Source organism: Stenotrophomonas sp. 1278 (assembly GCF_029892765.1).
Lineage (GTDB): Bacteria > Pseudomonadota > Gammaproteobacteria > Xanthomonadales > Xanthomonadaceae > Stenotrophomonas > Stenotrophomonas indicatrix.
This window is the reverse complement of sequence record NZ_JARXWD010000002.1, coordinates 82850-95551: the sequence shown is the minus strand read 5'-3', so window position 1 is coordinate 95551 and position 12702 is coordinate 82850. Positions and strand designations below refer to the sequence as shown.

Here is a 12702-nt window from a genome sequence, read left to right as displayed (position 1 = left end):
GGTGCCGACCGTTGGTCGGCACGCCAGGACCTGCCGCGCTTACCAGCGCGGGGTCTTGGTCAGCGGCGGCGCCTGGTGCTGGCGATCATAGGCGCGCAGCTCATCACGGATGTGGGCGATGCGCTGGCGGCCGAGCGCGTTGCGGCTGTCATCCAGCACCACGCCATCGAGCAGTTCAGCCATGCGCTGCACGGTCGGCAGCATCTTCTCCCAGGCGTCCAGCGCGGTCAGCGGTGCCGGCAGGGTCAGGAAGAAGGCGATGGCCGGGGTTTCCATGGCGCGGATGTTGCCCATGTCGAAGCTGCCCGGCTTCATGATGCTGGCCATCGAGAAAATCGGGCCCCGCTCGGGATGCCCCTCCACCAGCCGGTGGAAGACATTCATGTGGCCAAACACCAGGCCGGTCTTCTCCGCTGCCACGACGATGTCTTCGCCGCGCAGCTGCTCACCGGCGCGGGCGGCCACGAACAGCGAAACGATCTTGTCGAAATCCTGCGTCGCACGCTTGCCCAGGTCGCTGGCCGCGCCATCGACATCGGGCAGCCCCAGTTCGGCCTGCTCGACCGTCTCGCCCATGCCCGGCTCGACGCGGTCGCCGGCCACAGGCACGCCATCCTCGCCCAGCACCGGCTCGCGACGCTCGCCGCTGGTCGGTTCGGCGCTATCGAGGCGACGGCCCTGGGGCTTCTTTTTCGGGCGGCCAAACAGGAAGATCGCAGCGACCAACAGCAGGCCGGCGGCCAGGATGCCGATGCGCAACAGTGCCGTGTCGGACATTCGTTAGGTTCTCCGGCTAGTTCATTCAGGTAACTAGGATGGCACGTCAGGCCGCGCCCGCCAATCGCGCGGCTTCTTCCAGGTCCACGCTGACCAGGCGGCTGACTCCCGGCTCGCGCATCGTCACGCCCGACAACTGGTGCGCCGCTTCCATCGTGGCCTTGTTGTGGCTGACGAACAGGAACTGCACCTTCTCGCTCATTTCCTTGACCATGTTGGCCAGGCGGCCGACGTTGGCTTCATCCAGCGGCGCGTCCACCTCGTCCAGCAGGCAGAACGGTGCCGGGTTGAGCTGGAAGATCGCAAACACCAGCGCCACGGCGGTCATCGCCTTTTCGCCGCCGGACAGCAGCGAGATGCTCGACACGCGCTTGCCCGGGGGACGCGCCATGATGGTCACGCCGGTATCGAGAAGGTCTTCGCCGGTCAGCTCCAGGTAGGCGTGACCGCCACCGAACAGGCGCGGATACAGCGCCTGCACACCGGCGTTGACACGGTCAAAGGTGTCCTTGAAGCGGCCCCGGGTTTCGCGGTCGATCTTGCGGATCGCATCTTCCAGGGTCTCCAGCGCGGTGGTCAGATCCACGTGCTGGGCATCCAGATACTCCGAGCGCTGCGAGGCTTCGCCATACTCGTGGATCGCGGCCAGGTTGACCGGCTCCAGCCGGCGCATGCGACCGTCGATCTGGTGCACCGCCTGCTCCCAGTCGCCCAGGCGGGCCTCTTCGGGCAGCGCGTTGATCACATCCTGCAGCACGAAACCGGCCTTCTCCACCGCGCCCTGCAGGGTTTCGGCACTGAGTACCAGCGCCTGCTGGTCCAGCTTGCGCTGCGAGATGCGCTCGCGCTGGGACAACGCCTGCTCGTCGCGCTGGTGGCGGGTCTGCTCGTAGTTGCGCAGTTCGGCATCGATGCCATCCAGCAACGTGCGCGCTTCGGTCAGCACGCGATCGGCACGGACACGCTCTTCCAGCGCGTTCTGGTGCTCGGCCTGCAGCGATTCGACCGGGGTATCGCCTTCGTCCAGCTGCGAATGCAGTTCGCCCAGGCGTGCATCAAGCTGGCCACGCTGCGTACTCATGCGTTCCAGCGCCTGGCTCAACGACGCCACCTGGGCGCGCTGTGATTCCAGGGTCAGGGCCAACGCGTGCGACCGCTCGCGCACCGCACGGGCGGCGTCGCGGGCCAGATCACGCGCCTCGGTCAACTGACGGCGTTCGCCCTCCAGGCCCTGCCGGTTCGACTCCAGGTCACCCATGCTGTTGACCGCATTCTCCAACCGCGCACGCGCTTCACGCGCCTGCTCGCGATTGATGTCCAGAGTCTCCAGCAACTGGCTGAGCTCGCCTTCGATACGGTCGATGCGCGTACGTGCCGCCTCCACCTTGCCCTGCTGGCCCTGCAGCTGGCCGGCCAGTTCGGACACCGCGCGGTGCGCCAGGTACAGCGCACGCTGCGCATCTTCGCGCTGCTGTTCGGCGGCCAACAGGTGCTCGCGGAAACCGGCCAGCTGTTCTTCCAGTTCGGCTTCGCGCGATTGCAGCTGCTCGATCTGCTCGCGCAGTTCGTTGATTTCGCGTTCGCGCAGCAGCGCGCCCTGCTTGGCGGCGCCGGAGCGCGACACGCGCACCCAGCCTTCGCCCAGGCGTTCGCCGCCCTGGGTGATGATGGAATCTCCCTCGGGCAGGCTGGCCTGCAGTGCATTGGCTTCGGCAAGGTCACGCGCGCCGTGCAGGCGCGCAAGCAGGCGCCGGATCGGCGCCGGGCCCCGCACGCGTGCAGCCAGCGAGGTCGGCGCAACCTTCAGGTCCGCACCGTCATTGGCAACCAGCGCGATGCGGCCTTCGCCCAGCTCACCCAACGCATCGACCAGGCTGGCCGGATCGTCGACCAGCACGCCTTCGATCAATTGACCGAGCGCGCTTTCCACTGCGTTTTCCCAACCCGCATCAACATCCAGGCGCTCACCCACGCGCGCGGCCGAATCCAGCCCACGCGACTTCAGCCACGCCACCGCCGCGCCCTGCTCCTGGCCGAGTGCAGCCTGCTGCAGGGTTTCCAGCGAAGACAGGCGCCCGCGCAGGCCATTGACCTGCTTGCGCAGCTCGGCCAGCTCGTTCTGCCCGTTGCGCTGCTGCTCCTGCACGGCGGCGACACCGTGCTTGCGCTCCTCGACCTGCTCGGTCAGCTCATCCAGCGCGGTCTTCTGCGTATCGTGCTGCAGGTGCAGCTGCTCGAAGACTTCATCCAGTGCATCCACGTCCAGCCCGGCACGTTCGGCCGCCAGCGCTTCGCGGCGACGATCGGCATCAAGGATCTGCTTGTCCAGGTAGTCCACGCGGGTGCGCTCGACCTCGCCGGCGCGCGAGGCTTCCGAGCTCTGCGAGGTGTGCTGCTCCCAACGCTGCTGCCAATCGGACAACCGCGCTTCGGCCTCACGCAGGCCTTCCTGCTTGATCTCGTTTTCTTCCTGCAGCGCTTCCAGCTGCGGGGTAGCCGCATCGACCGCTTCGCGCAGCACCATCAGCTTGGCCTCGTCGCCGCTGATGTGCTGGCCCAGTTCGGCCAATGCCTGGCGGGTTTCATCGCGCGCCTTGTGCAGGCGCTGCGACAGTTCGCGCTGGTGCTGGATCTGCTGTTCGAGGCGGGCCAGCGTGCTGCCCACCTGGTAGACCTCGGCCTGCGCGGCATTGAGCGCGTCGGCAGCCTCCTCGCGGCGCACGCGGGAAGTCTCGATCCGCGCCTCAGCGTCGCGCTGGTCGGCAATCAGCTGCTGCAGCTTGGTTTCTTCCTGCGACAGCCCTTCGCGCAGCTTGGACAGGCGACCATCCAGGCCACGGTATTCCAGCGCCTTCCACTCCGCATCCTTGACCCGGCGTTCTTCCTGCAACGCCTGGTACTGCTCGGCCTGCTTGGCCTGCCGCTTGAGGTGCTCGAGCTGCTTGGTGATTTCCTCGCGCAGGTCGCCAAGGCGGTCCAGGTTCTCGCGGGTGTGGCGGATGCGGGTCTCGGTTTCCTTGCGGCGCTCCTTGTACTTGGAGATGCCGGCGGCCTCTTCCAGGTACACGCGCAGGTCTTCCGGGCGCGCTTCGATGATCTGGCTGATCATGCCCTGCTCGATGATCGAGTAGCTGCGCGGGCCCAGGCCGGTGCCGAGGAACAGGTCGGTGATGTCGCGACGGCGGCACTTGGTGCCGTTGAGGTAATAATTGCTGCTGCCGTCACGGCTGACGGTACGCTTGACCGAGATCTCGTTGAACGAGGCGTACTCGCCGGAGATCGTGTGGTCGGAGTTGTCGAAGATCAGCTCGACGGTGGCCTGCGAGACCGGCTTGCGGGCATTGGAACCGGAGAAGATCACGTCGGTGAGCGAGTCACCACGCAAGCGGCTGGCCGAACTTTCGCCCATGACCCAACGCACCGCGTCGATGATGTTCGACTTGCCGCAGCCATTGGGTCCCACCACGCCGGTCATGTTGGTCGGCAGGTGCAGGGTGGTCGGATCGACGAAGGACTTGAAGCCGGACAGCTTGATCGTGGAAAGACGCATGGCGTGATTGGGTTCCGGGCAAGGGCCTTACGGCCGCCACCATAGTGGATGTCAGGTCAGCCAGCACCTCAAGCCCTTGATTTCAAAAGAATTCAACAAGGCCAAGGGTGACGCAATGGAATGAGTATAGCGGGGCCAATGTTCCACGGGCGGGATGACCGTGGGAGGAGGCTCAGCGCTCACGCCCGCTCGTGCTTCCAGGCTCTGCCGGAGGCCGCCCCGTAAACCGACCCGGGTCCGGAAAATGAGGCCAACGCATTGATCTTCATGGATTCATCCAGGATCTATCGGCACGGGCGTCGCACGCCAAGCACCGACCCGGCCGGACAGGCCGCCCCAAAACAAAACGGGCACCCTTGCGGGCGCCCGTTCTGGTGATACCAGGCCTTGCGGCGTGGGATCAGGCCTTTTCGGCTTCAACCACGACCTTGACGGTGGTCTCGACGTCCGCGTGCAGGTGCACCAGGACTTCGTACTCGCCAATGTTGCGGAAGGCGCCTTCGCCCAGGATTACTTCGCTCTTGCTCAGCGCCAGGCCGGCAGCGGTGAAGGCATCGGCGATTTCGCGGGCGCCGACCGAGCCGTACAGCTTGCCTTCGGTCGAAGCGTTGGCGGCGACGGTCACGCTCGCGCCTTCCAGCTTGGCCTTGCGGGCTTCGGCTTCAGCGTGGATGGACTGGGCCTTGGCTTCGTAATCAGCGCGCTTGGCTTCGAACTCGGCCTTGTTGCTCTCGGTGGCCGGAACGGCCTTGCCCTGCGGCACGAGGAAGTTACGGCCGTAGCCCGGCTTCACGTCGACCAGGTCGCCCAGGTTGCCGAGGTTGGTGACTTTCTGCAGGAGGATCAGCTGCATGGTATTGCTCCAGATAAGTTATTCGTTAGCGAGGCGCGGGCCCCGCAACAAAGGCTGTCCGAATAGCTGGCACAGCGGGGGCAGCGCGAAGCTGCCCCGCCGGCATCAGACGTCGTGGTTGTCGGTGTACGGAATCAGGGCCAGGAAGCGAGCGCGCTTGACGGCGGTCGCCAGCTGACGCTGGTACTTCGACTTGGTACCGGTGACGCGGCTCGGCACGATCTTGCCGTTCTCGGTCAGGTACTGGCGAAGGGTGTTGAGATCCTTGTAGTCGATCTCCTTGACACCTTCGGCCGTGAACTTGCAGAACTTGCGGCGACGGAAGAACTTGGACATGTCAGTGCTCCTTAGGCGGCCGAAGCGGCGTCGTCGCCGGCATCGTTGTCAGCGGCGGGGGTGGTTTCGCCTTCTTCGTCATCACGACGACGACGCTCACCACGCTCGGGCTTGTCGCCCTTCTCGTCCTTGCTCTTCATGATCAGCGACTGCTCGGTGTCAGCCTCGTCACGCTTGATGACCAGGTTGCGCAGGACGGCGTCGTTGAAGCGGAAGCTTTCGGTCAGCTCGGTCAGCACGGCCTGGTCGACTTCGATGTTCAGCAGCACGTAGTGCGCCTTCACCAGGTTCTGGATCGGGTACGCCAGCTGGCGGCGGCCCCAGTCTTCCAGACGGTGGATGGTGCCGTTGCCGTTCTCGACCAGCGACTTGTAGCGCTCGATCATGGCCGGGACCTGCTCGCTCTGGTCCGGGTGGACCATGAACACGATTTCGTAATGACGACTCATGTTTTTCTACCTTTCGGATGTGGCCTTGCGGCCGGACAGCCCCCCGCCGTTGATACCGCGGTGGGGCAAGGGATCCTGCCAGGGAGGCAGGAAGCCGCGCATTATGGCGCAGATGGGGCTGCCGGGCAACCGGCGAGCCGCAGAGCGACCTGAACCTGGTAGCGCCGGGCCATGCCCAGCGAACGCGGAAACCGCCCCGGGCTACCCCAGGTCCACATGCAGGCGGTGCTGGCCGCATTGCAGGCACTGGAACAGACACCCCACCATCTCCCCGTCCCGGCTCAGGTGTTCCAGCAACCAGTCGGCGTCGCGCGGGTTGACCTCGGCCACGTCCGGCCGGACCTGATCGAGGATGGGCAGGAGGTCCTCGCTGCCGGCATAGCCGAGGAAGGCGCAGGGCCGTTCACAATGGCTCAGCCAGACCGATTGCTGCCAGGACGAGTAGCCCGGGGTGCGCTCGCAGATCTCCAGCAGCAGCTCACGGGCGATGGTCGGTGACGGATCGGCCGGGTCCGGCGACACCCCCTCGATGTCACTCCAGCCGGTGAATTCACCCTCGTAACTGGCCGCTGCCCTGCCATCGGCAATACACCAGGGGCACAGGTAATCGGGACGCAGAGGTGTGTAGAACGGCCCCCGGTAACGAAGCGTCCGCGACTGACCGCAGCAGTCACAGATCCCGTCGACCTCTTCGAAGGAGAGGGCGTAGGCGTTGGGGTGATAAATGAAAAGCGGTCGTTCCATCCGTGGATCCCCTCCCTGCCGACCAAGGTCGGCATCTACCAGAGCAGGTTCCGATAGCGCCGGACCACGTCCGGCGGGCGCCAGAACCGGCCGTCAGGCCTTGTCGGCGTCGGTGGTGAAGCTCTCGCCGCAGCCGCACTCGGCGGTGGCATTCGGGTTGCTGAACGTGAAGGTCTCGCTCAGGCCGTGCTTGCCGAAGTCGATCACGGTGCCGTCCACCAGGGCCAGGCTTTTGGCGTCGACATAGATCTTCACCCCGTCCTGGTCGAACACGGTGTCGTCCGCGCGCTCGTCGCGGGCCAGGTCGGTGATGTGGCCCCAGCCCGAGCAGCCGGTCTTGGTCACGCCAAAACGCAGGCCCAGCGCGCCGGGGGTCTGGGCGACGAAGCGCTGCACGCGCTCGAAGGCAATAGGGGTCAGGCTGACAGCCATGGTGGATCACTCCAGAGGTACCGGGACATTATAGGGAGCCGATGACCGCAGAAATGCCTCGCAAGCAGAACGCTGCAACCGGTAAACTCCCGTGTTCATAGATCGAGTCGATCAGCAGAGGATTCAAGTCATGACGGTGGTCAGCGTTGAACATGCGCTTGCCGGGAAGATCCCGGAAGGTGGCGAAGTCACGGTACGCGGTTGGGTGCGCACGGTGCGCGGTTCAGCAAATCTGGCTTTCGTGAATGTGACCGACGGCTCCTGCTTCGCCCCGATCCAGGTCGTGGCCGGCGACGCGCTGGCCAACTTCGACGAGATCAAGCGCCTGACCACCGGCTGCTCGCTGGTGGCCACCGGCACGCTGGTGAAGTCGCAGGGCAAGGGCCAGTCGTTCGAGATCCAGGCCAGCGCGGTCGAGGTGGTCGGCTGGGTCGAAGACCCGCTCACCTACCCGATCCAGCCCAAGCCGATGACGCCGGAGTTCCTGCGTGAAGTGGCGCACCTGCGCCCGCGCACCAACCTGTTCGGCGCGGTCACCCGCATCCGCAACTGCCTGGCCCAGGCCGTGCACCGCTTCTTCCACGAGAACGGCTTCAACTGGATCAGCACCCCGATCATCACCACCTCCGACGCCGAAGGCGCCGGCCAGATGTTCCGCGTGTCCACCCTGGACATGGTGAACCTGCCGCGTGACGCCCAGGGCGGGATCGACTTCAGCCGCGACTTCTTCGGCAAGGAAACCTTCCTGACCGTGTCCGGCCAGCTGAACGTCGAGGCCTACTGCCTGGCGCTGAGCAAGGTATACACCTTCGGCCCGACCTTCCGCGCCGAGAACAGCCACACCACCCGCCACCTGGCGGAGTTCTGGATGATCGAGCCGGAAATCGCCTTCGCCGACCTGGCCGAAGACGCACGCCTGGCCGAGGAATTCCTGAAGTACCTGTTCCGCGCGGTGCTCAACGAGCGCGGCGACGACCTGGCCTTCATCGCCGAGCGCGTGGACAAGAACGCGATCACCAAGCTGGAAGACTTCATCAACGCGCCGTTCGAACGCATCGATTACACCGATGCGGTCAGCCTGCTGCAGAAGTCCGGAAAGAAGTTCGACTTCCCGGTCGAATGGGGCCTGGACCTGCAGACCGAGCACGAGCGCTGGCTGACCGAGGAACACGTCGGTCGCCCGGTGGTGGTGACCAACTACCCCGAGCACATCAAGGCCTTCTACATGCGCCTGAACGATGACGGCAAGACCGTCGCGGCGATGGACGTGCTGGCCCCGGGCATCGGCGAGATCATCGGTGGCAGCCAGCGCGAAGAGCGCCTGGACGTGCTGGATGCACGCATGGCGCAGTTCGGCCTGGATCGCGAGCACTACAGCTGGTACCGCGATTTCCGCCGCTACGGCTCGGTACCGCACGCCGGCTTCGGCCTGGGCTTCGAGCGCCTGGTGGTGTACGTCTGCGGTCTGTCCAACATCCGCGATGCGATCCCCTACCCGCGCGCCCCGGGCAGCGCGGACTTCTAAGCCCACACGCACGACCACGGAGGTACTGCCCCCATGACCCTGTTCTTCGCCCTGTGTTTCGTCGGCGTTGCAGTGGCCGGGTTCAGTGCCTTCGTGATTTTCTGGCCGCTGACCCTGGTGCATGTGCGCGATCGCCATCCGGCGCTGGCGCAGCGCTTCGGCAGTGGCGCCTTCCTCAAGCCCGATGCGCTGGGCTGGCTGCTGCGGCGCGAATACCGCACCCAGCCGGACCGCTCGCTGTCCGGGCTGGCGACGCCCGCCTGGGTATCGCTGCTGACCCTGCTGGCCGGACTGGGCATGGCTGCCCTGCTCTGGCTGGCCTCGCTCTGGTAAGACACACATGAACGACCTTTCCCACGTCCGCGACAGCTGGTGGCTGGCCAGCCTCGGCAACACCCTGATCTGGGCACGCCTGCGCATCCGCGAGGCCGGCACTGCCGAAGTGCTGGACAGCGATGGCAATACGCTGAGCTACGACAGCGAAGACACTGCACGCTCGCAGCTGTTCGATGCCGAGTTCGTCGAGTACGACGGCCTGGATGAAGAAGATGCGCTGGTGCGCGGTTTCTCGCTGCATGAAGTGCAGCCACCGCAGGCAGGCAGCGACGAAGGCCTGCGCGGGCGCATGGTGCAGTCGCTTGGCAGCCGCGCCTGAGGCCAACCGATGTTCACCCCGCGCGCTTTCGCCGAGACCGACCTGCTGTGGCTGGATCGCCTGCTGGCGCGTGATCCGTTCGTCACCGTGCTGACCGCCGGTGGCGATGGCCTGCCGGAACTGACCCGGCTGCCGGTGCTGTACCAGCGCGACGGCGACCACATCGAGCTGCGTGGCCACTGGGCCCGTGCCAACCCGCAGGCACGCCACAGCGGTGCGGCCAAGGTGCTGGTGGACGGGCCGCATGGCTATGTATCGGCCAGCTGGTACCCGGACAAGGAACCGATGGCACGGGTGCCCACCTGGAACTACGCCGCCGCCGAGCTGCGCGGCCAGTTGCAGCCCTTCGACGATACCGATGCCCTGGCCCAGCTGGTCAGCGATACCGGCGACCACTTCGAAGCCAGCGTCGGCCAGGACTGGCGGTTCGAACCCGAGCGTGACGACCACCGCCGCCAGCTGCGCGGCATCGTCGGCTTCCGTTTTACCGTCGAACAGGTGCAGCTGACGCTGAAGCTGAGCCAGAACCACCCCGAGGCCAACCAGCAGGCGGTGATGGCCGAACTGGAACGCCTGGACAATCCCCATTCCACCGAACTGGCGCAGTGGATGCGCCGGTATCGCGACGAAGCCGCCGCAGGCAGCTGAGCGCTCTGTTTCCCGCGACGACGCGACCAGAACGGCCGCGCCTTGCCCCCACCCGACGTCAGGGACCCCGAACATGAAAGACATCCACAAGCTGCTGCAGAACAACCGCGAATGGGCTGACCGGATCGAGAAGGAAGATCCTGACTTCTTCCATCAGCTGGCCAAGCAGCAGCATCCGGAATACCTGTGGATCGGCTGTTCCGATTCGCGCGTGCCGGCCAACCAGATCATCGGCATGGCCCCGGGTGAGGTGTTCGTGCATCGCAACGTGGCCAACGTGGTGGTGCATACCGACCTGAACTGCCTCAGCGTGATCCAGTACGCCGTGGACCAGCTGAAGGTGAAGCACATCCTGATCGTTGGCCATTACGGCTGCGGCGGCGTGCACGCCAGCCTGAACAACACGCGGGTGGGCCTGGCCGACAACTGGCTGCGCCATGTCGGTGACGTGGCACAGAAGCACGCGGCGATCATGGATGCGATCGAGGAGCCGGAGCTGAAGCATGCCCGCCTGTGCGAACTGAACGTGATCGAGCAGGTGGTCAACGCCTGCCGCTCGACGATCGTGCAGGACGCCTGGGCCCGCGGCCAGAAGCTGATGGTGCACGGCTGGGTGTACAGCCTGAAGGACGGCCGCGTGCGCGAAATGGGCATCGACGTGGGCGCACCGGAAGAACTGCAGCCGGCCTACGAGAAGGCCCTGTCCTACGTTCCGCGCCGCGGCCGGCGCGACTGACACTCCCTTACGGACACCCCCATGCTTGCCTCCCCCATCAACCTGCTGGGCTGGATCGAGGAAAACCGGCATCTGTTGAAGCCGCCGGTCGGCAACAAGATGATCGACAACGGCGATTTCATCGTGATGGTGGTCGGCGGGCCGAACAGCCGCACCGATTTCCACTACGACGAAGGCCCGGAGTGGTTCTACCAGCTGGAAGGCGAGATGGTGCTGAAGGTGCAGGAGGATGGCGCGGTGCGCGATATCCCGATCCGTGCCGGCGAAATCTTCCTGCTGCCGGGCAAGGTGCCGCACTCACCGCGGCGCCCGCCCGGTGGCATCGGCCTGGTGGTCGAGCGCAAGCGCCTGCCGCATGAACGCGACGGCGTGATCTGGCATTGCGAACGCTGCAACCACAAGCTGCACGAAGAGTACTTCACGCTGCAGAACATCGAGACCGACCTGCCGAAGGTGTTCGCGCACTACCAGGCCAGCCTGGAACTGCGCACCTGCAGCGCGTGCGGCCACGTGGATCCGTTGCCGGCGCCAGTGGCGGCCTGACGGCGCTCCGCCCCCGGTAGATGCCCACCTTGGTGGGCACTTGTTCGCACGTGCGCCAACCAAGGTTGGCCACTATCGGATCATGCGGCGCTGGCGCTGGGTGCGCAGCTACCGGGTGATGCCCCAGGCGCTACACTGGCAACCCCGTTGCAGCCTGTTGCCCGACCATGTCCGACCTGCTCAGCCGCACACACGCCATTGCCCTTGATGCCGCCGATCCGCTGCGGCCGCTGCGGCAGGAATTCCTGATTCCGCGCCACGGTGGCGGTGAGCAGACCTACTTCGTCGGCAACTCGTTGGGCCTGCAGCCACGCGGCGCACAGGCTGCAGTGCAGGAAGTGATGAAGCAGTGGGGCGAACTGGCGGTGGAAGGCCACTTCACCGGGCCGACCCAATGGCTGTCATACCACCGCCTGGTCAGCGCACAGCTGGCCCGCGTGGTCGGTGCGCTGCCCAGCGAAGTGGTGGCAATGAACACGCTGAGCGTGAACCTGCACCTGATGATGGTCAGCTTCTACCGGCCCACGGCCGAACGCCCGGTGATCCTGATGGAAGCCGGCGCGTTCCCGACCGACCGCCATGCAGTGGAGGCACAGATCCGCTTCCATGGCTTCGACCCGGCCGACTGCCTGGTGGAAGTGCAGCCGGATGAAGCCAACGGCACGATCTCGATGGCTGCGATCGAGCGTGCGATCGCCACGCACGGTCCGCGCCTGGCGCTGGTGTTGTGGCCCGGCGTGCAGTACCGCAGCGGCCAGGCCTTCGACCTCGATGCGATCACCCGCGCCGCACGCCTGCAGGGTGCGCGCATCGGCTTCGACTTGGCGCACTCGGTCGGCAACCTGCCGCTGCGCCTGCATGACATCGCGCCGGATTTTGCCGTGTGGTGCCACTACAAGTACCTCAACAGCGGCCCCGGCGCAGTGGCCGGTGCCTTCGTGCACGAGCGCCATCATCGCGACACCACGCTGCCGCGCTTTGCCGGCTGGTGGGGCCACGACGAAGCCACCCGCTTCCAGATGGCACCGCAGTTCACGCCGGCGGTGGGTGCCGAGGGCTGGCAGCTGAGCAACCCGCCGATCCTCGGCCTGGCGCCACTGCGGGCATCGCTGGACCTGTTCGAACGCGCTGGCATGGAATCGCTGCGCAGCAAGTCGCTGGCACTGACCGGCATGCTCGACGCACTGGTACGCGCGCGCCTGCCGCAGGTGCTGGAGATCGTCACCCCGGCCGAGCCGGAGCGCCGCGGCTGCCAGCTGTCGCTGCGGGTGATCGGTGGCCGCGAGCGTGGACGCGCCCTGTTCGAACACCTGCGCGCCATCGGCGTGCTGGGTGACTGGCGCGAACCGGACGTGATCCGCATCTCGCCCACCCCGCTCTACAACCGCTACCTCGACGTGCACCACTTCGTCGAGGAAGTGGAAGCCTGGGCTGGCCTGTAAGCCGCCCTCCCC

General features: G+C 66.0%; 14 protein-coding genes. 7 read left to right on the top strand and 7 right to left on the bottom strand.

What is annotated here, in order from left to right; all coding sequences use genetic code 11:
* Nucleotides 1–39 precede the first annotated feature (39 nt).
* The 7 genes from zipA to M2299_RS02470 all read right to left on the bottom strand — a co-directional run bounded on the left by zipA (nucleotide 40) and on the right by M2299_RS02470 (nucleotide 7141).
* Entirely contained in the window at nucleotides 40–777 is a 738-nt protein-coding gene (gene zipA / locus M2299_RS02500; RefSeq protein ID WP_025876911.1) for a cell division protein ZipA, read from the bottom strand.
* 46 nt (nucleotides 778–823) lie between these two features.
* A complete protein-coding gene (gene smc, locus M2299_RS02495) occupies nucleotides 824–4327 on the bottom strand; it encodes a chromosome segregation protein SMC (protein WP_025876909.1) in 3504 nt (1167 codons plus the stop codon).
* Between the two features lie 400 nt (nucleotides 4328–4727).
* On the bottom strand, nucleotides 4728–5180 hold the full coding sequence (gene rplI, locus M2299_RS02490; RefSeq protein ID WP_025876905.1) for a 50S ribosomal protein L9: 453 nt from the start codon (nucleotides 5178–5180) through the stop codon (nucleotides 4728–4730).
* Between the two features lie 105 nt (nucleotides 5181–5285).
* Nucleotides 5286–5516: a 30S ribosomal protein S18 gene (gene rpsR / locus M2299_RS02485; RefSeq protein WP_002804494.1), complete on the bottom strand. Its 231-nt coding sequence runs from the start codon at nucleotides 5514–5516 to the stop codon at nucleotides 5286–5288.
* 11 nt (nucleotides 5517–5527) lie between these two features.
* Nucleotides 5528–5965, bottom strand: coding sequence for a 30S ribosomal protein S6 (rpsF, locus tag M2299_RS02480; protein ID WP_025876882.1), 438 nt, complete (start codon nucleotides 5963–5965; stop codon nucleotides 5528–5530).
* Nucleotides 5966–6166: 201 nt separating this feature from the next.
* Nucleotides 6167–6709 carry a CbrC family protein gene (locus M2299_RS02475; RefSeq protein WP_280883781.1) on the bottom strand — a complete coding sequence of 181 codons (543 nt, stop codon included), beginning with the start codon at nucleotides 6707–6709 and terminating at the stop codon, nucleotides 6167–6169.
* A gap of 93 nt (nucleotides 6710–6802) precedes the next feature.
* Nucleotides 6803–7141, bottom strand: coding sequence for an iron-sulfur cluster assembly accessory protein (locus M2299_RS02470; RefSeq protein ID WP_033831500.1), 339 nt, complete (start codon nucleotides 7139–7141; stop codon nucleotides 6803–6805).
* 130 nt (nucleotides 7142–7271) lie between these two features.
* Between M2299_RS02470 and asnS the strand changes: the two genes are divergently transcribed.
* The 7 genes from asnS (at nucleotide 7272) to kynU (ending at nucleotide 12690) form a co-directional block, all read left to right on the top strand.
* A complete protein-coding gene (gene asnS, locus M2299_RS02465) occupies nucleotides 7272–8666 on the top strand; it encodes an asparagine--tRNA ligase (protein ID WP_012511556.1) in 1395 nt (464 codons plus the stop codon).
* A gap of 33 nt (nucleotides 8667–8699) precedes the next feature.
* Complete coding sequence (locus tag M2299_RS02460) at nucleotides 8700–8999, top strand: hypothetical protein (RefSeq protein WP_006376524.1); 300 nt, start codon at nucleotides 8700–8702, stop codon at nucleotides 8997–8999.
* Between the two features lie 7 nt (nucleotides 9000–9006).
* Complete coding sequence (locus tag M2299_RS02455; RefSeq protein WP_025876872.1) at nucleotides 9007–9321, top strand: hypothetical protein; 315 nt, start codon at nucleotides 9007–9009, stop codon at nucleotides 9319–9321.
* Between the two features lie 9 nt (nucleotides 9322–9330).
* Entirely contained in the window at nucleotides 9331–9969 is a 639-nt protein-coding gene (locus tag M2299_RS02450) for an FMN-binding negative transcriptional regulator (RefSeq protein WP_280883780.1), read from the top strand.
* Between the two features lie 73 nt (nucleotides 9970–10042).
* Nucleotides 10043–10705 (top strand): carbonate dehydratase, encoded by a 663-nt coding sequence (gene can / locus M2299_RS02445; protein WP_006376530.1) that lies wholly within the window; start codon nucleotides 10043–10045, stop codon nucleotides 10703–10705.
* A 21-nt stretch (nucleotides 10706–10726) separates the two neighbouring features.
* Nucleotides 10727–11248 carry a 3-hydroxyanthranilate 3,4-dioxygenase gene (locus M2299_RS02440; RefSeq protein WP_025876865.1) on the top strand — a complete coding sequence of 174 codons (522 nt, stop codon included), beginning with the start codon at nucleotides 10727–10729 and terminating at the stop codon, nucleotides 11246–11248.
* Between the two features lie 167 nt (nucleotides 11249–11415).
* Nucleotides 11416–12690, top strand: coding sequence for a kynureninase (gene kynU / locus M2299_RS02435; RefSeq protein WP_280883779.1), 1275 nt, complete (start codon nucleotides 11416–11418; stop codon nucleotides 12688–12690).
* Nucleotides 12691–12702 lie beyond the last annotated feature (12 nt).